The organism is Lentzea albidocapillata subsp. violacea, assembly GCF_900100275.1.
Classification (GTDB): domain Bacteria; phylum Actinomycetota; class Actinomycetes; order Mycobacteriales; family Pseudonocardiaceae; genus Lentzea; species Lentzea violacea.
Genome location: NZ_FNET01000023.1, coordinates 88,330 through 112,757 on the forward strand (window position 1 = coordinate 88,330; position 24,428 = coordinate 112,757).

21 protein-coding genes and 5 tRNA genes are annotated in these 24,428 nt (G+C 68.0%); 4 read left to right on the forward strand and 22 right to left on the reverse strand.

All coding sequences use genetic code 11. The features are described 5' to 3' along the window. Positions 1-6: 6 nt before the first annotated feature. The gene (tnpB, locus tag BLR21_RS34590) at positions 7-1,356 is read right to left on the reverse strand and encodes an IS607 family element RNA-guided endonuclease TnpB (RefSeq protein WP_090013001.1); all 1,350 of its coding nucleotides are present in this window, start codon (positions 1,354-1,356) and stop codon (positions 7-9) included. 149 nt (positions 1,357-1,505) lie between these two features. On the opposite strand from tnpB, the gene BLR21_RS34595 reads away from it, so the two are divergent. Beyond that, positions 1,506-2,987: an LVIVD repeat-containing protein gene (locus BLR21_RS34595; RefSeq protein ID WP_420843929.1), complete on the forward strand. Its 1,482-nt coding sequence runs from the start codon at positions 1,506-1,508 to the stop codon at positions 2,985-2,987. Positions 2,988-3,002: 15 nt separating this feature from the next. Here the strand turns inward: BLR21_RS34595 and BLR21_RS34600 are convergent, their stop codons facing one another. The 7 genes from BLR21_RS34600 to BLR21_RS34630 all read right to left on the reverse strand — a co-directional run bounded on the left by BLR21_RS34600 (position 3,003) and on the right by BLR21_RS34630 (position 9,620). Then, complete coding sequence (locus BLR21_RS34600) at positions 3,003-4,163, reverse strand: MFS transporter (protein WP_090013003.1); 1,161 nt, start codon at positions 4,161-4,163, stop codon at positions 3,003-3,005. Further along, complete coding sequence (locus BLR21_RS34605) at positions 4,164-4,559, reverse strand: VOC family protein (RefSeq protein ID WP_090013098.1); 396 nt, start codon at positions 4,557-4,559, stop codon at positions 4,164-4,166. Between the two features lie 68 nt (positions 4,560-4,627). Then, the gene (locus BLR21_RS34610; protein ID WP_090013006.1) at positions 4,628-5,758 is read right to left on the reverse strand and encodes a low temperature requirement protein A; all 1,131 of its coding nucleotides are present in this window, start codon (positions 5,756-5,758) and stop codon (positions 4,628-4,630) included. Further along, complete coding sequence (locus BLR21_RS34615) at positions 5,755-6,786, reverse strand: ABC transporter ATP-binding protein (protein ID WP_090013009.1); 1,032 nt, start codon at positions 6,784-6,786, stop codon at positions 5,755-5,757. The genes BLR21_RS34610 and BLR21_RS34615 overlap by 4 nt, the downstream gene beginning before the upstream one ends. Before the next feature lie 4 nt (positions 6,787-6,790). Next, entirely contained in the window at positions 6,791-7,594 is an 804-nt protein-coding gene (locus tag BLR21_RS34620) for an ABC transporter permease (protein WP_256335121.1), read from the reverse strand. After that, on the reverse strand, positions 7,582-8,421 hold the full coding sequence (locus BLR21_RS34625; RefSeq protein ID WP_256335122.1) for an ABC transporter permease: 840 nt from the start codon (positions 8,419-8,421) through the stop codon (positions 7,582-7,584). The genes BLR21_RS34620 and BLR21_RS34625 overlap by 13 nt, the downstream gene beginning before the upstream one ends. Before the next feature lie 77 nt (positions 8,422-8,498). After that, positions 8,499-9,620: an ABC transporter substrate-binding protein gene (locus tag BLR21_RS34630; RefSeq protein WP_256335123.1), complete on the reverse strand. Its 1,122-nt coding sequence runs from the start codon at positions 9,618-9,620 to the stop codon at positions 8,499-8,501. 171 nt (positions 9,621-9,791) lie between these two features. Here BLR21_RS34630 and BLR21_RS34635 point away from each other — a divergent pair, with 171 nt between their 5' ends. Then, positions 9,792-10,193 (forward strand): PPOX class F420-dependent oxidoreductase, encoded by a 402-nt coding sequence (locus BLR21_RS34635; RefSeq protein WP_090013015.1) that lies wholly within the window; start codon positions 9,792-9,794, stop codon positions 10,191-10,193. A 10-nt stretch (positions 10,194-10,203) separates the two neighbouring features. On the opposite strand, the gene BLR21_RS34640 is transcribed toward BLR21_RS34635, so the two are convergent. Together BLR21_RS34640 and BLR21_RS34645 are read right to left on the reverse strand one after the other, a co-directional pair. Further along, positions 10,204-11,136: a hypothetical protein gene (locus tag BLR21_RS34640; protein ID WP_090013018.1), complete on the reverse strand. Its 933-nt coding sequence runs from the start codon at positions 11,134-11,136 to the stop codon at positions 10,204-10,206. An 88-nt stretch (positions 11,137-11,224) separates the two neighbouring features. Further along, complete coding sequence (locus BLR21_RS34645; RefSeq protein WP_090013020.1) at positions 11,225-11,797, reverse strand: vWA domain-containing protein; 573 nt, start codon at positions 11,795-11,797, stop codon at positions 11,225-11,227. A 200-nt stretch (positions 11,798-11,997) separates the two neighbouring features. Here BLR21_RS34645 and BLR21_RS34650 point away from each other — a divergent pair, with 200 nt between their 5' ends. Next, positions 11,998-14,832, forward strand: coding sequence for an AfsR/SARP family transcriptional regulator (locus tag BLR21_RS34650; protein ID WP_256335124.1), 2,835 nt, complete (start codon positions 11,998-12,000; stop codon positions 14,830-14,832). Here BLR21_RS34650 and BLR21_RS34655 read toward each other — a convergent pair. Then, positions 14,823-16,007: a helix-turn-helix domain-containing protein gene (locus tag BLR21_RS34655; protein ID WP_090013025.1), complete on the reverse strand. Its 1,185-nt coding sequence runs from the start codon at positions 16,005-16,007 to the stop codon at positions 14,823-14,825. The two genes, BLR21_RS34650 and BLR21_RS34655, sit on opposite strands and share 10 nt — an antisense overlap. A 103-nt stretch (positions 16,008-16,110) precedes the next feature. Next, the gene (locus BLR21_RS34660; protein ID WP_090013027.1) at positions 16,111-16,293 is read right to left on the reverse strand and encodes a hypothetical protein; all 183 of its coding nucleotides are present in this window, start codon (positions 16,291-16,293) and stop codon (positions 16,111-16,113) included. A gap of 218 nt (positions 16,294-16,511) precedes the next feature. Between BLR21_RS34660 and BLR21_RS34665 the strand changes: the two genes are divergently transcribed. Next, the gene (locus BLR21_RS34665) at positions 16,512-17,111 is read left to right on the forward strand and encodes a hypothetical protein (protein ID WP_090013030.1); all 600 of its coding nucleotides are present in this window, start codon (positions 16,512-16,514) and stop codon (positions 17,109-17,111) included. Between the two features lie 41 nt (positions 17,112-17,152). Here BLR21_RS34665 and BLR21_RS34670 read toward each other — a convergent pair whose 3' ends face one another. The 10 genes from BLR21_RS34670 to BLR21_RS34715 form a co-directional block, all read right to left on the reverse strand. Further along, the gene (locus tag BLR21_RS34670; RefSeq protein ID WP_090013032.1) at positions 17,153-20,293 is read right to left on the reverse strand and encodes an ATP-binding protein; all 3,141 of its coding nucleotides are present in this window, start codon (positions 20,291-20,293) and stop codon (positions 17,153-17,155) included. Then, complete coding sequence (locus BLR21_RS34675) at positions 20,290-20,898, reverse strand: hypothetical protein (RefSeq protein WP_090013106.1); 609 nt, start codon at positions 20,896-20,898, stop codon at positions 20,290-20,292. The genes BLR21_RS34670 and BLR21_RS34675 overlap by 4 nt, the downstream gene beginning before the upstream one ends. 11 nt (positions 20,899-20,909) lie before the next feature. Beyond that, positions 20,910-22,550: a KGGVGR-motif variant AAA ATPase gene (locus BLR21_RS34680; RefSeq protein WP_090013034.1), complete on the reverse strand. Its 1,641-nt coding sequence runs from the start codon at positions 22,548-22,550 to the stop codon at positions 20,910-20,912. Next, positions 22,535-23,143 (reverse strand): TIR domain-containing protein, encoded by a 609-nt coding sequence (locus BLR21_RS34685; RefSeq protein WP_090013037.1) that lies wholly within the window; start codon positions 23,141-23,143, stop codon positions 22,535-22,537. The genes BLR21_RS34680 and BLR21_RS34685 overlap by 16 nt, the downstream gene beginning before the upstream one ends. Positions 23,144-23,303: 160 nt before the next feature. Further along, a tRNA-Val gene (locus BLR21_RS34690) sits at positions 23,304-23,375 on the reverse strand. 1 nt (position 23,376) lies between these two features. Further along, a tRNA-Gly gene (locus tag BLR21_RS34695) sits at positions 23,377-23,449 on the reverse strand. 156 nt (positions 23,450-23,605) lie between these two features. Beyond that, positions 23,606-23,677 (reverse strand) — tRNA-Val (locus tag BLR21_RS34700). A gap of 1 nt (position 23,678) precedes the next feature. Then, positions 23,679-23,750, reverse strand: a tRNA-Cys gene (locus tag BLR21_RS34705). Positions 23,751-23,789: 39 nt separating this feature from the next. Continuing rightward, positions 23,790-23,862, reverse strand: a tRNA-Gly gene (locus BLR21_RS34710). Between the two features lie 106 nt (positions 23,863-23,968). Continuing rightward, positions 23,969-24,394: an SsgA family sporulation/cell division regulator gene (locus BLR21_RS34715; RefSeq protein ID WP_030477975.1), complete on the reverse strand. Its 426-nt coding sequence runs from the start codon at positions 24,392-24,394 to the stop codon at positions 23,969-23,971. Between the last annotated feature and the right edge of the window lie 34 nt (positions 24,395-24,428).

Below are 24,428 nucleotides of genomic sequence, written 5' to 3' on the forward strand. Positions count from 1 at the left end.
TACCGTTCACTGAGCGTGAGCCGTCGCCTCGCGGCGCGGCGTTGACCAGGTAGGTCTTCCCGTGGCAGTACCCGCTGCACCGCAGGGCGGTGACTCACATGGGTTTCCAGCGGGCTCGTTTAACGTCACGGTGCAACTCACCGAAGACGAGCTCTCAACAAGAGCAGCCAGGTTGCGCGCGGCGTTGAGATCCCGGTCAACGATCAACCCGCACGCCTGACAGTGGTAGGTCCGCTCGGCGAGACGCAGTTTGGCTTTCACCACGCCACAGCCCGAACACATCTTGGAACTGGGAAACCATCGATCTGCGACATGGAGACGCGTCCCGGCCCAGGCGGTCTTGTACTCGAGCTGACGCCGCAGTTCAGCCAGACCGATCCCGGCGACGTGGCGCGCGAGCCTGCGGTTGCGCAGCATTCCTGCCACGTTGAGGTCCTCGATCACCACAGTGCCGTGTGCACGAACCAAGTGGGTCGTGAGTTTGTGCAGACCGTCGCGACGTGCGTTCGCAACTCGTGCGTGCAGCCGCGCGATCCGGGCCTGCGCCTTGCTCCACCGTACAGACGGACTCCGGCCGATCCGTCTGTCCGGCCCCGTTCGGCGCGAAGCTCGCCGTTGCAATCGACGTAGCGTTCGCTGGGCGGCCTCGAGCCGCCTCGGGTTGGGCACCATCTCACCCGTGGACAGCACCGCGAGCATGTTGATTCCCAGGTCGACGCCCACGACCGAGTCCGCCGACGTGGCCTGGGCGCGCTGGATCTCGACGGAGAACGACACGAACCACCGACCCGCGCGCAACGAGACGGTGGCAGACCGGATGCGGGCACTGCCTCGCTCGACGTGCCGAGCCAGTTTCCGGGTCGACTCGTGGGTGCGCACCGTGCCGATCCGCGGCACCTTCACGTGTCGGCGGTCGTAGTCAACGAGTCCGAACGCACCGGTGGTGAACCTGCACGACGACGAAGTGTGCTTACCCTTGAATCGCGGAAACCCGAGTTGGCGGCCCTTGCGCCGACCGTCGCGCGAAGCAGTCCAGTTACGCAGCGCCGTGGCGAGGTTGGCCAGTCCCGAGGAATAGGCCTCCTTGGAGTTCTCACTCCACCAAGGCGCCACTTCCTCCTTGGCCAGGTTCCAGTCCTTCCTCAGCCCGTAGGCAGACCAGTTCACCGGAGGTGTGAGTTCGGGGCCCTCCAGATCATAGGAGCGTTCGGCAGCACGTTGATCGAGATTCGCCTTCACTCGCGCCAGCCCCCAGTTGAAGGCGAACCTCTGCGCGCCACAGTGCGAGCGCAACATCGCGACCTGTGCAGACGTGGGTTCGAGGGCGTACCGATACGCCTGCAGGACCACACTCATCAGACGATGCTATCGAACAGGTGATCGACGAGGTTTGTCCGGCTCTTCGACTGTGGACAAGTGTGCAGAACCCTCCGAAAGACGCTGGCCCTTAGCAAGGCGAAGGGGTCATACTCCCCCACACCAACCCGTACTGAGGGGGTAAAGCTGTGACTTCACGCGCAACGGCCCGGCGGCGCAGAGCGCCGTTGGCGGTGCTGGGGGCGCTCGCGCTGACGCTGTCGACGTTGACCGCGCCCGCGTACGCCGAGCCCGACCTGCCGGCGGACGGCAAGGGACTGAGCGAGGCTCAGCTCGAGTCGCAGGCGGAGGGCGTCAACGGCATTCCGGGCGTCGACGAGATCAGCCGCAGCCGCAACATGGTCCCGGTCGCCCACCTGGACAAGCAGGCTCCGCTCAACTCGACGCAGACCGACATCGCGTTCCAGGACAACTACGCGTTCGTCGGCAACTACGACGGCTTCGTCATCTACGACATCCGCAACCCGAAGAAGCCGACGATCAAGAGCCAGGTCCTGTGTCCCGGCTCGCAGAACGACATCTCGGTGTACGGGAACCTGCTGTTCCTGTCGACCGACTCGTCGCGCAGTGACAACTCCTGCAGCAGCGTGTCCCAGTCCGCGACGATCAAGGAGTCGTGGGAGGGCATCAAGGTCTTCGACATCAGCGACAAGAGCGCGCCGCGCTACGTCGCCGCCGTCGAGACCGCCTGTGGTTCGCACACCCACACGATGGTGCCGAGCAAGAACAAGAAGGACGTGTACCTCTACGTCTCTTCCTACTCGCCCAACGCCGCGTTCCCGGACTGCCAGCCGCCGCACGACAAGATCTCCATCGTCAAGGTGCCGGTGCGCAACCCGGCCGCGGCCTCGCTGCTGAAGGCCCCGGTCCTCTTCCCGGACGGCGGCAACAAGGGCAGGCCCGGCAACATCGAGACCGGCTACACCTCGGCCACCTCGGGTTGCCACGACATCACCGTCTACCCGCAGATGGACCTCGCGGCCGGCGCCTGCATGGGTGACGGCGTCCTCTGGGACATCTCCGACCGCGAGAACCTGGTCGAGATCAACCGGGTGCAGGACGACAAGAACTTCGCGTTCTGGCACTCCGCGACCTTCAACAACAGGGGCACCAAGGTCGTCTTCACCGACGAGCTCGGTGGCGGCGGCGCGGCGACCTGCAACGAGAAGATCGGCCCGACGCGGGGTGCCAACGGCATCTACGACATCGTGGGCAAGGGCAAGGACCGCAAGCTGGTCTTCAAGTCCTACTACAAGATCCCGCGCATGCAGGGCGACACGGAGAACTGCGTCGCGCACAACGGTTCGCTGATCCCGGTGCCCGGCAAGGACATCATGGTGCAGTCCTGGTACCAGGGCGGCATCTCGGTGTGGGACTTCACGAACTCGGCCAAGCCGCGTGAGATCGGCTTCTTCGAGCGCGGCCCGATGCCGAACGGCTTGGGCGGCGGCACGTGGTCGACCTACTGGTACAACGGCTACATCTACTCCTCGGAGATGGGCCGCGGCTTCGACGTCATCGACATGCGCGACCCGCGCACGTTCGTGGCGAAGCTGTTCCGCACGGACGAGCTGAACGTGCAGACCCAGGGGAACTTCTACCGCGGGTAGTAGCTCCCTCTCAGATCAGCGCGGCTGCCGGCGTTCGGCAGCCGCGCTGACTGCTGTCAGGACCAAGGTCACCGCGACGCCGCCGAAGACCGCCCAGATCGGGGAGCCGACGTCCATCGCCCACGCGGCGACGACGGCCGTGAGCCCGTAGCCCGCGCCCGTCACGGCGTACATCATCGAGAACCCGGCCGCGTGCGCGCCGACGGGAAGCCGTTCGCGCAACGCCAGGCTGCGCGTCACCAGCACGCCGGACTGGAACAGCCCGGCGGCGAGCAACGCGCCCGCGATGCCCGGCAGGTTCGGGAACAACGCCAGCGCGCCGACGCACGTCGCCGTGACGACGAGCAGCACCAAACCCTGTGCGCGCAACGATCCCGGCCACGGCCGCAGCCCGTACAGCACCGCGCCCAGCGCGCTGCACGCCGCGAAACCCATGAGCAGCGGCCCGATCCAGCCGATCCCGATCCCCCGGTACTCCAGCAACGCCGGCAGCACCAGCTCCGCGACCGCCAGCTGCGCCAGCGCCGCCGCGCTCACGAGGTAGATCGGCCAGGCCGACGCCACCACGCGAGGTTTCGCCGTGCCGGACCGCGACGTCACGTGCCCGCGCGGCAGGATGAACACCAGCCACGCCGCCACGACGACCAGCGACACGGACACGACGACGGGCGCCCGGTGGTCGACGCTCAGCGCCAGCACCGTCACCAGCGCGGGCGCCACCGCCCACACCACCTGCGTGATCATGGCGTCGAAGCCCATCGCCTTGGGCACCAACGCGTCCGGCACCAGCCCGAGGAGCATCGCGCGCAACCCGCCGGGCGTGGTCGACGGCCCGGCACCCGCGACGAACGCCGCGATCGCCAGCACCGTCACGTTCAGCGTCAGCGCCAGCGTCGTGAACGCCCCGGCGCCGACGAGCAGCCCGACCGACAGCTGCCCGCGCATCCGCGAGGGGTCGAGGAACAGCCCGAGCAACGCGGCGCCGAGGATCTCGCCCAGCACGTAGACGGCGACCAGCGACGCGGCCAGCACGTACCCGCCGGGCAGTCCCCTGGTCAGGAACACCATCATCAGCGGCGTCATCGACATCGGCAGCTTCGCGGCGACCGTCACCACGGCACACGCCAGCACGTCCCGGTTCGCGAGGTCGCGGTACCCGGCAGCGGAGATCGTCATCTACTCGCCCAGCTCCTGGAACAACGTCAGCTGCAGCCCGGCCGGCGCCGCCAGGCGGGCGTTCAGCGAGTTCCACGGCGTGCGAGTCGGTTCCGCGATCACCTCGGCCCCGGCGGCCTGCAGCGCACGGGTGGTCACGGCGGAGTCCTCCACCTCGAAGGCCACCCGCACGTGCCCCGCGACGCGCCGGCCGACCTCGACCTCGTCGATGAACGCCGCGTGCGGCGGGTCGGTGATCTCCAGCGTCGCCCGCCCGGCTTCGAGGATCGTGACCCTGCCGCCGTCGGACGTGAACGCCGCCCGTTGCTCAAGCCCCAGCACGTCTCGGTAGAAACGCAGGGCCTCGTCGTAGTCGTCAGCGGTGACGACCAAGCGGAGTTCACGGACACCGGTCATGGCGACGATCATCGCACCACCGGTGTCAGAACGAGGCGAACCCGCCGAACTCCCCGCCCTGACAGACCCTAGACCTCGACGCGCTGAGCCTGCCCGAGCGCGAGCCGCGTCAGGACCGCCAGGACCAGCGAGATCCCGGCGGTCACGTGGATCGGCGCCGGTCCGAACGTCGCCGCCAGCACCGCCACCGACCCGATCGGCAGCAGGTACTTGCGCACCCCCGCCTGCCCCGGACAATCCTGCACGTACCAGACGCACAGGAAGAACACGGCCAGCGGCACCGTCGTGAACGCGGCGACCGTCGTGCCCGGCGCGTGCGAGACGTGCAGGTCGTAGTCGACCGAAGCCGCGAGTCCGGCGCCGAGTGCCGCGATCGAGCCGAGGACGAACAGGTGCGCGTACCCCCACAGGAACGCCTTCTTCAGGTTGTGCAGGTGGGCCGGCGCCTCGAAGTAGATCCACCACACCGAGAACACGATGACGAGCGAGGCGGCGGCGAGCGAGATGAGGTTGACGCCGCTGTCGAAGCCCTTCTGGAACGCGAGCGTGGCCGCCAGGATCGACTCGCCGAGCACGATCAGCGTGAACAGGCCGTGCCGTTCCGCGATGTGGTGCGGGTGCCACGTCGTCGCGCCCGACTTCTCGGCCCAGGCCGGCACCAGCAACTCGGCGAGCATGCCGAGCACCCACAGCCCGAGCGCGAGGCTCGGCGGTACGAAGAGCCACAGCACCCACAGCACCTGCATGACCGCGATGCCGCCCGCGTACCGGTGCGCGCACGCCTTGTGCGACGGGTTGTCGCGCGCGGCACGCAGCCAGTGCGTGACCATCGCGAGCCTGATGACCACGTAACCGCCGACGACGATCCGGTAGTCCTGGTGCTCGAAGACGGCCGGGATGCCCGCCGCGATCACCAGGACACCGGCGATCTGCACCATCGTGATGATCCGGTACAGCGTGTCGTCGTTGTCGAACGCGCTGGAGAACCAGGTGAAGTTCAGCCACGGCAGCCACAGCGCGAAGAACGCCATGCAGAACGCCAGCAGGCCGGCGCCCGCGTGGTTCTCGGTCACGGCGTGGTGCAACGAGGCGGCGGCCTGGGCGACCGCCACCACGAAGCTCAGGTCGAACAGCAGCTCCAACGGCGTCGCGACCCGGTGGGTCTCCGCCGTGTCGCGCGCGAGGAGCTTCTTGATCATCCCGCCACCACCATGATCCTTGATTCGCTCAGGTCGAGTGCGACCCGCGTGCCCGGCTGGTACGCGGCGGCGGTGTTGGAGGGCTGGTCGATGCGCAGCACCTGCTCCCCGACCCTGACCGAGATCCGCGTGACCGGCCCGAGGAACGACTGGGTCAGCACGTCGCCCACGATCTTGCCGTTGGTGTCGCCGTCGTGCGCGGAAACGCCGATGTCCTCCGGACGCACGATGACACGAACGTCGCTGCCGGACGGCTGGTCGTGCGACACGGCGACGGTCACGCCGTTCACCACGACGGTCTGGCCCTCGGCCTTGGCCTGCACCGAGTTCGTGACGCCGACGAACTGCGCCACGAAAGCCGTCTTCGGTTCGCGGTAGACGACGGACGGCGTGTCGAGCTGCTCCAGCCGGCCGTGCGACATCACGCCGACCCGGTCGGAGACGGCGAGCGCCTCCTCCTGGTCGTGCGTGACGAACAGCGTCGTCATGCCGAGCTCCGTCTGGATGCGACGAATCTCGTCCCGCAGGTTCACGCGGACCTTGGCGTCCAGCGCGGACAGCGGCTCGTCCAGCAGCAGCACGCGCGGCTGGATCGCGAGAGCGCGCGCCAGTGCGACGCGCTGCTGCTGACCACCCGACATCTGGTGCGGGTACCGGCCACCGAGATGGGTGAGACCGACCAGTTCGAGCAGTTCGCCGGCCTTCTTGGCGTCGGCCTTGCGCATCTTGAGGCCGAACGCGACGTTCTGCGCCGCGGTCATGTTCGGGAAGAGGCTGTAGGCCTGGAAGACCATGCCCATGTCCCGCTTGTTGGCCGGCACCTTCGTGATGTCCTTGCCGCCCACGGTGACCGTGCCCGAGTCGGACGTCTCGAAGCCCGCGACGATGCGCAGCGCCGTCGTCTTGCCGCAGCCCGACGGGCCCAGCAACGACACCAGCTCGCCCTCCGCCAGCTCCAGATCAAGACCGTCCAGCGCGACGTTGCCGCCGAAGGACTTGCGCAGTCCCTTGAGTTGCAGGTGGCTCATGGTCTCAGTTACTCCCCTGCAGAATTTCTTCTTCGGCAACGGTCTGACGGCGTCGTTGGCCGACGTAGGAAAGTGCGAACAGAAGGACGAACGCGAAGATCAGGCACAGCAGCGACACCGCGATGGACACACCCGCGTTGCGCTTGCCCAGCAGGTTGACCTGCACCTGCAGCGTGTCGAAGTTGAGCAGCGACGCGATGGTGAACTCGCCGAGCACCAGGGCCACCGACAGCAGCGCAGCACCGATCAGTGCGACGCGGATGTTCGGTACAACGACCTTCCACAGCACCGTGAACCACGACGCGCCGAGGCTGCGCGCGGCTTCGGCCAGCGTCTTCAGGTCGATGGCGGCGAGTCCGGCGTCGATCGCGCGGTAGGCGAACGGCAGCACCAGGATGGTGTACGCGAACGTCAGCGTCAGCGCTGAGTCGCCGAAGAAGTAGTTCACCCACGCGTAGAGCGGCGCCATGCCGACCACGAGCACGATGGCGGGAATCGCCAGCGGCAGCAGGCACAGGAACTCCACGAGCCGCTGCAACTGCGGAAGCCGCAACCGGATCCACGCCATCGTCGGCACGAGCAGCACCAGCATCAGCACCGCGGAGGTGACCGACAGCAGCAGCGAGTTGACGAGAGCTTCCATCAACCCTTCGTCGTCGACGATGGACGTCCACGACTCGAGGCTGCGCGTGTCGTTCTTGCCACGCGTGGAGAACTCCGCCATCGCGATCAACGGCAGGATGAAGTAGACGCCGAGGACCAGCAGGATGATCGTGCGCAGGACGCGCTGTTTCACTAGCGAACCCACTTGGCCACCCTCTTCTGCAGCAGCACGTTCACGCCCATCGCGATGCTGACCACGATCACCATGCCGAGGCCGAGCGCCTTGCCGAGGTTCTCCTGGCCGAGCACGACCTCGCCGGTGAGGAACCCGCGGATCTGCAGCGGCACGATCGGGCTGCCCTGCGAGACGAGCGCGGCGGCCGTGGCGTAGGCGCTGAAAGCGTTGGCGAACAACAGGAGCAGCGCGCCGAGGAACGGCGGCGTCAGGATGGGGCCGCCGACGTGGCGCCAGTACGTCCAGCTCGTGCCGCCGAGGCTCGCGTTGGCCTCGCGCCACTGCGGGCGCAGGCCGTCGAGCGCGGGCAGGAACACGATCACCATCAGCGGGATCTGGAAGAACGTGTAGACGAGCGTCAGGCCGGGCAGTTCGAACAGCCACGCGCTGCCGGCGAAGAGGTCGATGCCAACGTTGTCACGCAGGAACTTCGTGACAAGACCCTCGAAGCCGACCGTCGCGAGGAACGCGAACGCCAGCGGCACCCCACCGAACTGGGCGAGCACACCGCTGCCCGCGATGACGGTCCGGCGCAGCATCCCGTCGGGGTTGCCGACCGCGATCGCCCACGTGAGCAACGCGCCGAAGATCGCGCCGATGACCGCCGTGAGCGCGGAGAGTTCGATGCTGCGCACGAAGGCATCGAAGACGACGCCCGTGAACAGGCTCGTGAGGTTGTCGAGCGTGAACGCGCCGTTCGAGTCCTGGAAGGCACCGAACAGCACGAGCACCGTGGGGTAGACGAGAAAGGTGCCGACGAACGCCAGGAACGGCACCGCGACGAGCCAGGCGGCCACAGATGGCCGACCGGCGGCCCTACCCCTGGAGGGGGTGGGACCGCCGGGCTTTGCCGCCGCTACCGGAGCGACTGAGGTCATCCGATGGCCTGGGCCCAGGTCGCGGTCAGGACGGCCTTGGCCTTGTCGGCCTGGGCCTGCGTCTGGAACACCTGCTTGCCGTCGGTCTTGGGCAGCTTGTCCTTCGCGGCCTTGTCCGCCTTGTCGCCCATCTTGTCCAGGCGCACCGGGCGGGACATGCCCTTCAGGTAGAGGTTCTGGCCCTCGTCGGAGTAGAGGAACTCCTGCCACAGGCGGGCGGCCGCGGGGTGCGGCGCGTCCTTGCTGATGGCCTGGTTGTAGTAGCCGCCGATCTGGGCCTCGGCCGGGACGACGACCTTCCAGTCGAGCTTGCCCTTGAGCTTGTCGGTCTGGGCGGCGTTCGTGTAGTCCCAGTCGATGACGACGGGCGTCTGACCGGACTCGATCGTCGCGGGCGACGGGTCGACCGGCTGGAAGTTGCCGGCCTGCTTGAGCTGCTTGAAGAACTCGACACCGGGAGCGATGTCGTCGGCGCTGCCGCCGTTGCCCAGCGCCGCCATGACGACACCGGAGAACGCGGCACCGGCCTGCGTCGGGTCACCGTTGAGCGCGACCTTGCCCTTGTACTCGGGCTTGAGCAGGTCCTTCACGCTCGTCGGCGCCGGCACCTTCGCGGCGTCGTAGCCGATCGACATGAAGCCGCCGTAGTCGCCGTAGTACGCGCCGTCCGCGTCCTTGAGCTCCGCGGCGATGTCGTCCCACGTGCTGACCTTGTACGGGGCGAACATGTCCTTGTTGGCCAGCGCCACGTTCAGGCCGAGGTCGAACACGTCGGGCGCGCGGTCGTTGCCCTTGAGCTGCTTGGCGGCGTTGATCTCTTCCTGGCTCGAGGCGTCCGGCTGCGCGGAGTCGACCTTGATGCCGTACTTGGCCTCGAAGGCCTTGATGATCTCGCCGTAGTTCGCCCAGTCCGGGGGCAGCGCGATGACGTTGAGCTTGCCCTCCTTCTTGGCGGCCTCGACCAGCTTGTCCATGCCACCGAGCTCACTCGCCGACTTCGCGGTTCCGGCGGCACCAGCCGGCGTCTCCTTGGCGGGCGGGGCGCCACAGGCGGCCACCGCCAGCACCAGCGCACCGATGCCGATCAACTTCGTCGTGACGTTCCCTCGCTTCAGCACCAGCGGAGGATTGGCTCGGGATGCTTTCGTTGTCAAGCCAGCCGCGCCGGTTGAGACCTTCTCGACTCCAACCGTGAATTCTCGGCGGCCTACGGGTTGCCGATGAATGCTTTCCGTGCCTCGTCCAGGTGTTGTGTGGTCGAAAACGCGGGTTGCTGTTCGTATAGGGGCATGTTCACCGACGAGGAGATCGCCTACCTGCGCGAACAGCCCCTGGCCCGCCTCGCGACCGTCAACGAGGACGGCCAGCCCGACGTGGTGCCGCTGGCGTTCGAGTACGACGGCACGCACATCTGGGTCGGCGGCGCGGGTGACCAGGTCAGGAGCACCCGCAAGTTCCGCAACATCACCGCCGGCCGCCGCCGGGTCTCGCTCGTGGTCGACGACCTGGTCTCGTTCACCCCGTTCGTCGCGAGGGCCATCCGGATCTACGGCATCGCCGACGACCCGGCCGAACGCACCGGCGTCGTCGGCCCCGGCGTCTACAGCCGGATCACGCCGACCCGCGTCTGGGCGTGGAACATGGCGGGCGAACCGGTGGGCGAGACCTGGTACGAGCCCCGCCGGTCATGAGGCCCTGCGGTCATGAGGCCCTGCGCGCCGAGCACACCGCCGCGCTGCCCCACCGGGCGCCGTAGAGCAGTCCGGGCAGCAGCCGCCGGAACCGCAGGTGGATCTCCCCCGCCCGGTCCACCGTCTGCTGCGACCCGGCCGGCTCGGCGTCGGACCGCTGCACCAGCACGCCGTCGAATGCCCGCACGAGCCGCTTGCGGTCGTGTTCGAACCGCACGCGCAGGTCGAACACCTCGCACGGCCGTTCGGGCACGTGCAGCACGCACGGGTGCATGGCGTCGCGGTGCGACATCCGGTAGCGGATCGCGAAGTCGTGGGTCTCGCCGCGCACCAGCGGTTCGGCCGGGACCAGCGTGAAGCCGGGACGGCCGCCGTCGCCGCGCTCCCGCAGCGTGCCGCCGTAGAGCAGGTGCACGTCCACGTCGCGCCGGCGGACCGGGAAGACCGAGGTGAGGTCCAGCGAGTCGACGCCGTCCTGGTCGACGACGACCTGGTAGCGCTCCAGCACCTCCGGCTGCCCCTGGTCCAGCGCCACGGCGACGCTGAGCTCCGCGGTGTGCCAGCCGCCGCCCGTGCGCGGGGAGGTCGTGGCGGCGAGTTCGGCCAGCTGCTCCACGGCCTCGTCCACGCGGCGGCGCACGGTGCGGGAGTCGCGGTCGATCCGCGCGGCCACCCAGGTGACGCGTTCCTGGTAGAGCGGCTGCCGGACGTCGGCGATCAGGCCGAACGCCGCGCGCGCGGCGAGTTGCAGGTCCTCCGGGAGTTGCTCGACCAGCTCGGTCAGCCGGGTGACGAGTTTCTGCTTCGCGGCGACCGAGCCGTCCGCGCTGGTGATCCCGCAGGCGGTGGCCAGCGACGGGCCGATCTTGTCCGCGATCCGTCCGGCGTGCACGCCTCGTCCTTTACGGAGGGTCTTCAGCTCACGAACCAGGTTCTTCAACATCTCCGCTCTCCTCCCCTTGCTCGCTCACGTGCGGCGGAGTCAGGTTGCGGCGGGCGTGTGGACGAGAAGTGGACACGCCGTGGATCGGTCAGACGTGCTCCGGCCGCAGGACGGTCCGTGCCACCGACGAGGCCAGCGCGATGCCCAGGCGCACACCGTCGCAGCCGAGGAAGACCCGCGAGCTGCCGATGCGGCCGAGCGCCCGCTGGTCGACCGCTCCGAGTCCGAACGCGACCATCTCCGGGCACAGCGTGGTGGCGGTGAGCCTCGCGAGCGCCGCGGGCCACGCCGGATCGGTCGCCCTGCCGTCGGAGACGAAGAACAGCAGCGGTCTTCGCACCCGGATCCGCTGCGTCTTGAGGCGGTGCACGTCGCGTTCGATGATCGTGCGCACGAGGGTGAATGCGGAACCGAAGTCAGAACCCGACTCCTCGCGCGGCGTGATCTCCTCGGCCGGGTCGAGCGCGGGCAGCAACGGCCGCACGACCAGCGGGCTTTCCGCGAAGACGACCACGCAGAGCCGGATCTGGGCCGTGGCGTGCCGATCCGCGTGCACCACCCCGCGGAACTCGCGCATCCCGGCGTTGACCTCACCGATGTGGTCGCTCATCGAGAACGACACGTCGCACACGAGATAGCACGGCAACACATCGAGAACCATCCGACTTCCCCCTCAGCGCGATGCCTGGTGCGGACACCGTTACCGGATCGCGTTGATCAAACGTGGACAAAAAGCTGATTCGCTGACACGCCAACGGGCCTTTGCGCGACATTCCACCCAGATGGCAGCTCGTGCACCGGGAGGACCACGTGGAATTTCGTATGCTGGGTCCGTTGGAATGTTGGCACGGCAGCACTTCCGTGCCCCTGGGAGACCAGCAACAACGCTTCATCCTCGTCGTTCTGCTCCTGCACGCGAACAAGCCCGTGTCACCCGAACGGCTCACCGAGATCGTGTGGCCCGAGCAGCCGGAACGCCGGACGCTGGTGCGCGGGTACATCAACAAGCTGCGCAAGACGTTCGAGCACACCGACGCGGAAATCGACACGACACCGACCGGATACGTGCTGCGCGTCGACGAGGACCAGATCGACACCGTGCGGTTCGACCGGCTGCGAGCGTCCGCCGCGCAAGCCGTGCGGGACAACGACAAGCGCCTGGCCATCGATCTGCTGCGCGCGGCTGTGGCGTTGTGGCGGGGCAGGTTCCTGGAGGACATCGACATCGACAGGGTCGGCGGCCCCGAGGTGATCCCGCCCGACGAGAGCCACCTCGACGCGCTCGGTGACCTGGCCGAGTGGGAACTCCTCGTCGGCGACCACCGGTCGGCCCGCGACCGGATGCGCCGTGCCGTCCGCAGCGCGCCGGACAACCAGAAGTACGCCGAACTGCTGATGCGCGCGCTGATCGCGGGTGGCGACCGCGTCGGGGCGATCCGCGCCTTCGCGGCCGCGGCCGACGCGCTGGGCGAGCTCGGGATCGAGCCGGGAACGGTGCTGCGCAACCTCGCGGAACGCGCCCGCCGGGGCGAACCCGTCAGCTCGCTGCCGTCGCGTCCCGGCGGGTTCACCGGCCGATCCGGCGAGCTGGACAAGATCGAGGCGGCCGCGGCGGGCTCGGACGAACGACGCGCGGTGTGGATCAGCGGCGCGCTCGGCGTCGGCAAGACCGGCCTGGCCGTCGAGGCGGCCCACCGGCTGCGTCCCCGGTTCCCGGACGGCCAGCTCCTGTTGCGGCTCAACGGGTTCACCCCGAACGTGGCACCGATGTCCGTGTCGGACGCGCTGAGCCAGCTGCTCACCGAACTGGGCGTGCCGGCCGAGCAGATCCCGGACACGGTGGGCCGCAAGGCATCGCTCTACCAGACCCAGCTCTACGGCACGAAAACGCTGGTGGTGCTGGACAACGCGGCGTCACCCGAGCAGATCCGGCCGCTGCTGCCCGAAGCGCGCGACTGCTTCGCCATCGTCACGAGCCGCAGAATGGGCGAGCCGGACATCAGCGAACACGTGCGGCTGGCCCCGATGCCCGCGGACGACGCCTCCGCGCTGTTCCGGAGGCTGACCGACCCGTTCCGGGTGCGCGGCAGGGCGGCGGACATCGCGGGCCTGGTGAAGCGCTGCGGGTACCTGCCGGTGTCGATCACGGTCGCGGCGGCGTTGCTGCGCAGGCACGACCGGTGGTCGCTCGACCACCTGCTCGGCCTGATGGACGAGGAGGGGCCGCTGCGGGAAGACGCCGCGGTGCTGGCGTCCTACCGGCAACTCGACGACCGGCAGCAGGAGCTCTTCCGGCTTTTCGGGCACCTCCCTGGACCGGACGTCGACCTCGTCGGCGCCGCGGCCCTCGCAGGCCTCGACATCGCTGTCACCCGCAAGCTGCTCGACGACCTGCATGAGGTCTGCCTGCTGGAGGAGGTCGCGCCGAACCGGTACCAGATGCTCGACCCGATCAAGGAGTTCGCCGCCCTCGAACCTCCACCCGCGGGCGCCCTGGTGCGCCTGCTCGACTTCTACCTCGTGTCGCTGAGCAGCGCGGTGAGCGCGGCCTACCCGTTCGACCACACCGTCCAGCCGCCGGTGGACCGCATGAGCCCGCTCGGGCTGCGGTTCACCCGCGAGGACAAGGCGCTGGCGTGGATCACCTCCGAGCGCGACAACCTGATGGCCGCCATCAGGTGCTCGGGCCCGGACCACGCGTGGCGGCTGGCCGCCCTGATCTGGCGGCACTTCAACACGGCGAACCGGTTCGAGGACTGGATCGAGGCCGTCGACTCCGTTCGCGCGGAGGACGACCACGGCCAGGCGCACGTGCTGCTGCGCCTCTCCACCGCTCACGACCGGCTCGGCAGGCACAGCGAGGCGTTCGAGTTCGCTGAACAGGCGCTGAAGAGGTGGTCCCGGCTCGGCGACGTGGCGGGCGAGGCGGCGACGCTGTGCGCGCTCGCCCTGTCCGCGATGCAACTCGGCGCCCACGACGAGGCGGTGCGGTGCTTCGAAGCCGCGCTGGCGAAGTACGAGCGGTGCGGGGACCTCCGGGGCCGCGCCCACGCGCTCAGCATGCTGGGCTACCTCAACGAACAGCACGGCAGGTACGACATCGCGTTGCGGCAGCACGACGACGCCGTGGGGATCCTGCGGGAGATCGGCCACCTGCAGGGACTGGCACACGCGTTGAACAACCGCGGCGCGAACCGGCAACACCTCGGGATGCTGGAGGAGGCCATTCCCGACCACCTGGAGGCGCACGAGATCGCGGTCGAGCTCGGCGACGACTGCGTGGCCGCCTACGCGTTGACCAACATCGCCGACGCCCACCGGCTCGCCGGCCGGCTGGGCGAAGCACTGCACCATCACGAACTGGCCTCCGCCGCCGCGGCGGGACTGGCGGACGCCGACCTGCGCGCGAGGCTCTTCCACGACCGGGCCGCCACGGCGCGCGACGGCGGCGATCTGGCCGGCGCGTTGCGCCTCTACCAGGCGTTGCTGGACGTGGCCACCGGCACGGGCAACCGCACGCACCAGTCGCACGGCGAAATCGGTGTGGCGCGGACGATGCACGCGCTGGGCAGGCATTCCGGCGCGGTGGCGCACTGGAACGCGGCCGAGGCGGTGTTCGCCGAGCTCGACCAGCCCGAGGCGCAGGAGGTGCGGGCCGAGCGTGCGGCGATGACCTGTGCGTGCGGTCAGCGGTGAGACAGGAGCCGTTTCAGGTCGGGGTAGACCTCTCGCACCGCGGCGTGGTTGTGCCACCTGCCCAGGGTTCTGGCCAGTTGCCGCAGATCCGTCCGGACGGTCGCCGAGTCGACGTGCGCCGCGTCGTCGATCGTGGCGGCGAGCGTCCGGCAGCTCTGGTCGACGTCACCGGACAACGCCTGGGCGAGCGCCTTTCGTGTGCCGAAGCGGGCCCTGGTGCGGCGCGACGTGACGGGCACGAGCGCGAGCTGCCGGTCCAGCACGACGGCGGCCTCGGCGTTGAGCCCGAGGTCGCTCAACGCCCATCCCCTGGCCAGTTCCAGCGGATCGGGCGCGCTGGGGCCGAGCGCCGGATAAGGGCTGTCCGGCTGCGCGGAGTCCATCAGCCGCACGGCACGGTCGAACGCGCTTTCGGTGGCGTAGCGGTCTCCGGCGAGTGCGTGCCCCTGTGCCTCGCGTCGTGCGGCCAGCGCGAGGACTCGTGAGCCCGCGTTGCCGATCCACTGCGCCTGCTGGGCGAGGTTGACCGTGCTCCGGGCGTCCTGCCGGTAGAACGCGATGCCCGCCTCCCGCACGAACGAGTAGCTCGCGATGTCCGGATCCCCGGCCGCGCGCGACAGTTCGGAGGCCTGCCTGGTCCACCACAGCGCCGCCTGCTCGTCACCGGCCTCCTGGCTCATCCAGCCCGTGTACTCGGAGAGACGTGCGGCGAGCCTCAGCAACCCGGTGCCGATCGACCCGGTGTTCTCCCGTGCCATCCCGTGCACCGTGTGCTGCAACGCTTTCAGCGGCTCGATGAGCACCATCGGGCTGGTGCGCAGCCCCAGTGCCCGCAGGTTCTCGAACGAGGTGCGCATCCCCGCGACCACCTGTGCGTCCGGGGCCGGCCGGAGCCCGCTGCCGGCGAGCGCGCCGACACCGAGCATCGTGCCCGCCACCAGCACCTGACGGCGGGCGAGCGCCGGGGTGCCGTGCAGCGCGGCCTCGATCAGCCGCCCACCCACGCCGAGCACACCGTCACACAGGCGGGCCACCGTCGGCGTCGGCGGTTTCAGGTCGTTCTCGATCTTGCTCAGATAGCCCTTGCTGTAATGAATCAACTTCGCCAGCTGTCCCATCGACAGCCCCGCGGCGATGCGGTGTTCACGCAGCAACTCACCAAAAGTTCCGGCCACGATTTCCTCCCGCTCCGGCGTCAGCCGAGTACATCACCAGAATCTGCCCGGCGCAATCGCCCTGGCCATGACAAAAAATGGCCAGGGCGCATTTGCTGCTATGTCATCCGTGCCACGGGTTGCCGCCGCCGTCCTGGGTTTCCGTGGTGGTGGTCGTGGTGGTGGGAGGCGGCGGCGGGTTGTCGTCCGCGTTCGCCGTGCCGCCACCGGAAACGACGGCGGCGACGGCGAGCGCGGTCACCAGGGTGGCGGCACCGGCGACGAAAGTGGACACGATTTTGGACATGACGAATCCTCCGAAGGAAATCGCAATTGATTTCGGGATTTCGCCCGCCGTTCTGCGGGCTACTTCGAGGATTCATCTTCGGAATTCGCGATAACAGGTGTTTCCCGTTGCCCACCGAGGTGGTCAACACGTCCACTCCTCATCCACTTCTGGTCAACACGCGACCTGGATGCTGCGCGCACCCGGCCGACGTGCGGCCATCACCCGAGGAGGTTGGAGTGACCGAATCCGCGACCTACGACATCGCCGTGTCGTTCGCCGAAGAGCAGCGCGCCGTGGTCGGCGAGGTGGTCGAGGCGTGCCGGCAACGCGGCCTGACCGTGCTGGAGGACAACGACCTGCCCGAGGCCCGCGTGCGCTTCTTCGTGCCGTTCGTGTCCAGTGTGGACGAACTGGCGGTGAACGGTGACGAGCACGTGCTGCCGGTGCTGACAGGTGACGCCCCCGCGCCGTCGTCGTTCCTGCGCACGGACGACGGACTGGTGGACGCGCTCGTCAGCCGGGTGGAGGCGGCCGAGACCGCTGGCAGGGAACGGGTGTCCGTCGCCGAGATGGCGACCACGGCCGAGACCGAACAGCCCGCCACCACCAGCCCTCTGCGTTCCCTGGCCGAACAGTTCGCTGCCGGCGCCAAGCGCGATCTCACCGGCACCCTGCACCTCGGCGACACCACGATCGCCGTCCGCGTCGAACGTGCGGGCGACACCGTGTACGCGGTGGAGGTCCGCGACGACACCGTGAACTTCGTCGTCCTGGGCGGCACCACCGAGCTGCTCTCGACGCTGCACCAGCGGATCGAGGACATGCTGGCCTCGTGACGCGAAAAGGGCGGTGCCCCCGTGGGGGACACCGCCCTTTCTCACTGCCTGCCGGCTCGCTCGACCACTTCCTCGAGCCGCAACGGGCTCGGCGGGTGATGACTCAGACACAACGGCGCCCGCATCCGCCTGAACCCGAACGTGTCGCCCGTGACGTAGAACTGCCCCCGCTCCAGCCGGGAGATGTCCGCGATCGAACTCCCCTTGGCCCGCGCCATGTCCGTGGCCGCGGCGATCTGCGCCGGACTGTTCAACCGCCCGAAGAACTGCGTGGTCGCGTTACCGGTGACCTGGTTGTGCACACCCTTCGGCGCCTGGGTGGCAAGCAACAACCCCAGCCCGTACTTACGGGCCTGCGACGCCAGCAGGATCGTCGTCTGCGTGCTGGCCGTCGCCTGACCGGACGGCGCGATCGTCTGCGCCTCGTCCATGACCATCAGCCCGCCGAGCGGCCGGTCGGCCGCGGGGTTCCGCTTGATCCAGGCGAACACCTCCAGCTGCAACTGGCTGATGAACCCCTGCCGCTGCTCGTCGGACGGCAACCCGACGAAGCTGATCACGGAGATCCGCGCCTTCTTGCCCAGAGCCGGCTCGAGCAGCACACCGGGATCCGTGGGCTCCCCCTGCCCGGCCAGCAGAGGATCGTTGACCATCGCGGCCCGCAACGTCTCCGCGAGATCAGCCGCCGTGGCCGCCGCGGAGTGCAACTTGCTGACACCCTCCGGCAACTCCGCCAGCAGGTCCACGAACCCGTTCAGATCCCGCCTGTCGTCACGCGCGTAGTACCGCAAGGCCTCCTTGAGCACAGCCCGCCCCCGAACAGCGAACTTCGTCCCGTTCGCAATCCGCGCATGAGGCAACAGCCGGGCCACAGCAGCCTCGACCGCCGCCCCGAACTCGTCCTCGTCCCCGCGCACCAGTGCGAAATCGGGCAGGGGATGAAAACTCAACGGCCGCCCACCGGACCGTCCGGGCGTCCACACGACGACCTCGGTACCGGCGAGGTACGCGGCGGCCCGAGCCTCGTCCCCTGCCCGCCACTCCCCCGGCACCTCCGGCCAGGCATCGCCCAGCCGCGCCAGGTCGTTGTTGGGGTCCAGCACGATCGCCGAAACCCCTTGCAGCGCACACTCTTCGACGATCCGGCGCAACAGCACCGTCTTGCCGCTACCGGACCCGGCGAACACGATCGCGTGCTTGCGCAACGACTCCAGCTCGATCCGGATCTCCCCGTCCATCCCGAGCACGATCGCGCCCTCGCCCTGCTCCTGCGGTGCTCGCTGCGACTGGGACTTCGTCACCTCGGACCGCGGCGGAGGACGTGTCTCCTGGTGCCCGCTCCTCGCGGCGGTCCGCCCCGGAGCAGGCATGATCTGCCGCAGGAACGTGGTGCTGCTGGCGGGTTTGCGTGCGGCCAGCCACGCGAACAGCTGATAGCTCTGCGTCGACCACATCTCCTTGAGCGCACCGAAGGTCCGCAGGTCGTCGTCGGAGACGTCGATGCTCCTGCCGCCGGCGCGTTCGAACTCCGCGACCTCACCCCGGGTCTTGGCGCCGGTCCACCCCTTGGAGCCGTTGCGGATCAGGATCAGGTGGCGGCCCCGGACGTTCGCCGCCGCGGCACGGGCGTCCCTCAACCTGCGCAGCACGCGGTTGCCGTGGCTGCTGGCGATGAGCCGGAACACCCAGCGCTCCTCGACGTCCTTCTCCTCGTCCACGGTGTGGCGCAGCCCCGCGTGCAGGCTGTTGTCGTCGGCCTGAGGTTCCGGATGCCAGGTGAGGTCGTCGTTGCCGATCTCGGTGACCCACGACTTCAGACCGGCCAGCAGCAACGCCGGCATGACCTCGTCCTCGTTGTGCGGCTTGACGTCCGAGGCCGCCAGGCTGGCCAGCGCGCGCAGTCTCTCGAACTCGGCGTCGAGCTCGGCCAGGTCGTCGGGCTCCTGCTCTGGGGGCGTGACGGAAGTCTGATCGGGCTTCTGGGCCGTCTTCTGGGCCGGCTGCTGCTGAGGAGGCTGTTCGTCGAACGAGCGCAGTTCCCTGATGTCGCCGTGGAAACAGCTTTCCGCGTGCGCGTGGATGCGCTTGAGCAGCTCTCGTGGAGTCATCGGCTGCCAGGAGCCGAACGCCTCGGGAGCCACTGGCCACGTCGGGTGCGGTGGCGTGATTCCCTTGCGCTGGTAGATGGTGCCCAGCCACTTCTCCACGAGCACGCGGGCGATCCCGGCATCCGTGATGGCGACGAGGATCGGGGTCGTCGTGAAGCGGTCGCCCACGGTGTCGCTCGCGATCGACCCGAGCCTCACCCAGGTGTTGGGCAGGCACGCCACGACCGTCAGCGTTCGCCTCGTGGTCTCACGGAGCTGCATCAGCCCGTCGGAGATGAGTGCGATCTCCTGAGCCAGCTCGCTGTTGGTCGTCTCCTCGTCGAAGGCTTCCTGGCTCTTGTTGACGAGCGTGTCCAGCTGGTCGACGGCGACCACGCACGGACCCGTCATGGCGAGGATCCGGGAGATGTCCCGCACGAGCGTCTGCGGGCGCTTCGGCTTGACCGGCAGGCCCCAGTGACGACGTTCGTCCTGCGACTCGTCCAGTCCTTCCAGGTAGGCACGACCGACGTCCGCATGCTCGGAGGCGTACAACACGAGCGCTTTGACCGTGTCGCCGCATTCGACCGCGATCCGGCCGTCCACCTGGCGCAAGCCGTTGAGCAACGCGCGGAGGTCGTCCGGAATCAGCGGAGCCTCGCCGAGGACCGCCCGAGTGATCTCCTCCGAGGCGTTCGCCTGTCGGCACAACTGCTTCAGCAACACCGTCAGCTGGAACTCGCCATCGTCGTTCGTCCTGAGCAGCTCGCTGCGCATCGCGTCGGCGACGTCGTCCCAGAACATCTGACCGGACGTGAGCTCGATCAGGAAGAAGTACCCGCCTTCCCGCTGCACCATGCGGCGCACCGAGCCGAGCAGGTGGGTCTTCCCGATACCCTTGCGTCCCTGCAACGCGAGCCCGATGGGGCTGGGACCGTTGCTGGCCTTGGCATCCGCGATACCGGTCCTGATGCGGTGCTCCGCCCTCGGGTGCAGACCGTCGACGTGGGACGGCGGGGTCTGCCAGACGTCGTCGGGCGTCTCGGCGGAGTTGAAGCGCAGTGCCGCCAGCGCTTCCCGCAGCTGGGCGGTCATGACGACTCCTCGATCGCGATGAGGTGCAGGTCCTCACCACCGATCCGAACCGCCGAGGCACGGTCTTCCGCGGTGAGCATCTTGGTGTTCGAGTCCGGTGCCAGGTGGACGGTCCCTGTCTTCATCATCTCCAGCAGCACGTCGTCCACCTCGTTCTTGCCGGCGCCGTTCAACCGGGGACGGACCCGGGCCAGGCGGATCCAGTCCTCCGGCGCGGTGGCCAGATCGGCGTAGGCAGCGCGGATCAACGACTCCAGGTCGCCCGAACGAACCGCCTCGGAGAGCAGGCCACGCCGGTGGAGGAACCCGATGACACGGCGGAGCATCTCGGCGTGTGCCCGCGCCAACGGGCCCGACGGCGACGGCGGCTCGCCGCCCACGAGGTCGTTCATGCACCACTCGACACCTTTGTCGGTGATCTCGTGCACCAGCCTGCGGCCCTCTTTCGAGGTCGCCATCAACTCGTCGTCGTTCAGTGGACCGCGCTCCTTGGGCGGCAGCTTGATCTTGAACCGGTCGGCCATCTCCTTGTGCTCGATGGCGCGGTCTTCCAGCATCAGCTGCATCAGTGCCGCCCGTGCTTGAGGGCCGTACGTCTCCGGCATCACGCCGCCTTTCAGTTCGTCAACGCGTTGATTCGTCGATCGATCCGGGTGAGCAGGTCACCCACCTCGGCACGTAGTCGCGCCGGCACCTCGATCCCGGCCCCGTCGCGGTGGGACTTGCTGAGCAGCAGAAGGTCGGCCGATCGGTCGCGCAGCAGGTCCATGTCCCCGTCGTCGAGCGCTGAGGTCATGCCGAGCACCGTCTCGTCGATGAGTGCGAACCTGCCCGCGTACGGCAGCAGTTCGGGCAGCTCCCGCAGAGCCGCCTCCGCACCGCGCAGCGCTTCGAGGTCCGGTTCGGTCTCGGGGGCCGGCGTCGCTCGGATGAGGTCGTGCAGCTCCCGTGCCACCCGGACAGGACGCGAGGCCGGGTCGAACTCGAGGTGCCTCAGGTTGCGCAGGAAGCCGGGCAGCCGCTCGCGGTCCGTGCCGCGGGTCAGCAGGCAGAACATCTGCCGCTGGGCACCGTCGGGGCGGAGCGTGCGCCGCACGAACCGTTCCGCCTCGGTCAGCTGCCACCGGCTCAGCTCGCCGTCGACCACGAGGCAGAGATGCTCGGCGGGGTCACCGGTCTGGTCGAGGAACTCGGGATCGCCCGACACCGACCTGTCCGCCGTCAGCCCCAGCAGCCGCAGCTCGGTGATCAGTTCCGTTCCCGTGCGCCACAGCGTCCGCGGGCTGGACACGAGGAGGTCCCAGTCGAACTGGCGCCGCCGCGAGCGAGCGCCCGCGACATAGGCGTCACGGTTGTCGGCCAGCAGGTCGGTCCGATCGAACTGGTGCGCTATGACCGCGGCGACGGTCTCGAGCGCGAAGGAGATCTGGTCCGGTGACGGAGGACGCTCGTCCATCACGGGGAGCAGTTCGCCGAAGCTCCAGTAGGAGATGTACGGAACCGTCAGGTGCCGCACCATCTGTTCCGGGGTGACGCCCTTGACCAGCCAGTTACCGAACAAGGGGGCGACGACCCCGACGCATTTCTGCTGCCACTCCTCTGCCCGCTGGTACTCCATCCGGTTGTCGAGCCGGGACAGCACCGGCATCACCTGGTGGCGCGGCCGGTCGTAGGGCAGCCGGTCCCTCGCCATGTCCGCGAGGTGGGCGATGTCCACCACCTCGTTGAGGTTCTGCTCGTTGGCGGTGAACACCACCACCAGCCGGTCCGGCAGCTGCGCGGTGCAGATGCCGGCGATGTCGGAGACACCGGTCCGGCTGTCGATCAGCACGAAGTCGTACTTGGCGGTCCACTCGTCGCGGCGGTCTTCCAGGAACGCGGCGAACCCCTGCTCGTAGAGGTCCGACCAGTCGATCTGCTGCATCCGGTACGTGTAGGAGGCGTCGAGCTTGTTGCCCACGACCTTGCCGGCGGCCATCAGGTCGAGCACGCCGCCCTCGACGTCGACCCGCACCGTGTGCGGTTCGGGCGCTTCGACCTTTCTGATGAAGTCGTATGCGAGATCGACCACGCCGCTGTCGGGCATCTGGGAAAGGTGCGGGCGGAAGTAGAGATGAAGACCCGGTGCCTCCAGGTCCCAATCGATGGCGAGCACCCGGTAACCCCAGCGTGCGAGCAACACCGCCGTGTTGGCCAAGGTGAAGCTGCGCCCGACGCCGCCTTTGTAGGAGTAGAACGTGATCACGGTTCCGGACATGGCTTGAACCTCGGTAAGGGCGGTCGCGGAGTGACGATCGGGTCAGGACGCTCGACGATCGGCCAGTCGGGTCGCCAGTCGGGAACCTGGTCCGCCAGTTCGACCAGATCGCGCGCCAGCTGCTTCACCTCTTTGTGGAACTGGAAGTAATGGACGGTCTGCTGGTAGACCGGATCGGGATGCGCGTATTCCTTGAAGTCGTGCCATTTGCGCATCCGTTCCTCCATCGGGAAGTTCTCCGAATCCGAGTAGAGGATCGGGTAGATCAGGCCCTGGGGGATCTGGGTGCTCGCGAAGCCGAGCATGTTCTCCCGCGCCCGCATGCTGTAGAGCTCCGCCATGCACCAGCCGGACGTGAAGTAGTGCGGCGTCATGACCTGGATCATGATCTTGCTGCGCCGCAGCGAGGTCTCCAGGTTGTGCGACCACTCCACCGCCTTCGGCATGAACCGGTCCATGTAGACCCTGGGCGTGGGCGCGCACTCGTCGGCGAGACACTCGACGAGTTTGTTGTAGAAGTGGTTCAGCAGCCATTTCTGCACACTGCCCTGGCGGCTGTAGCTGATGAAGAAATCGAACTGATAGCCGGACACAGCGACCAACAGTAGATGCGACTATGCCGCAATAAAAGACAAAAAAGTGGGCATTTTCAGCCCTTCTGACCAATAATTGGACAAAAAGTGGGCGGACGCGGCGTTGCCGTGAACAGCAGGAAGCCCTCGATCATGTTCGATCGAGGGCTCCTGTGATGAGTGGACGATACAGGGATTGAACCTGTGACCCCTACCGTGTCAAGGTAGTGCTCTCCCGCTGAGCTAATCGTCCGAGCGGATGACGAGACTCGAACTCGCGACCCTCACCTTGGCAAGGTGATGCGCTACCAACTGCGCTACATCCGCGTGCGCCCCGGTTTCCCGTGGTGCGAGAGGAACTTTATCCGACGGTCCCCCGAAGCTCCAAATCGGCTGATCTTCAGGGTGACAGGCCCGCCGGCAGGCCGTGAACGACAGTGGGGCCAGGTGCGCTGTGCACCTGGCCCCACTGTCTATCCAGAATGGACGATACAGGGATTGAACCTGTGACCCCTACCGTGTCAAGGTAGTGCTCTCCCGCTGAGCTAATCGTCCGAGGCGGAGACGGGAATCGAACCCGTGTACAGGGCTTTGCAGGCCCTTGCCTAAGCCACTCGGCCACTCCGCCAGGAGCATGACCCCACGGCAAGACACCGTGGAACCACAGAGCGGATGACGAGACTCGAACTCGCGACCCTCACCTTGGCAAGGTGATGCGCTACCAACTGCGCTACATCCGCGTACACCACTGACTTCATGATGTTGAAACGAAGCTTATACGAGGGGTTCAAGCGAGTTTCACCGGGGTGCCCGCTTCGCCATCGCGGACCCCCTACCTCGGGTTATTCAGCTCAGGTCGTTCGAGATGAGGTGCGTGAGCGCCTCGTCGACGTTGACCCAGAGGTGCTCGTTGCCCGGCACGACGACGTCATAGGTCCGATCGAGGAAGTCGGCGAGTTCCTGGGCGGACGCCTCGAACATGGCGTGCCCGGAAGGCGAGCTCAGCTCGATCACGACGACCTCGGGGTCATCGGCGGCGGGGCGGATCCGGACGTCACCGTCGCCGGCGTCGGCGATGAGTCCGTCTGCGAGCAGGTCGCGGGCGTACACCCACTCGACCCAACCGGCGCGGCCGGTCCGGAACGCGGCGACGACCGCGTACGGGTCCTTCGTGTCGTATCGAAGCTCCACCTGAACCGGGACCGCAGGGGTCCTCGGTGCCAGCAGGTCGAAGACCGCTGTCGAGCGGAGCGTCACGTGATCGTTGCGCATCGTCGTTACCCTCTTCTCCCTTCCCGGTCAATGA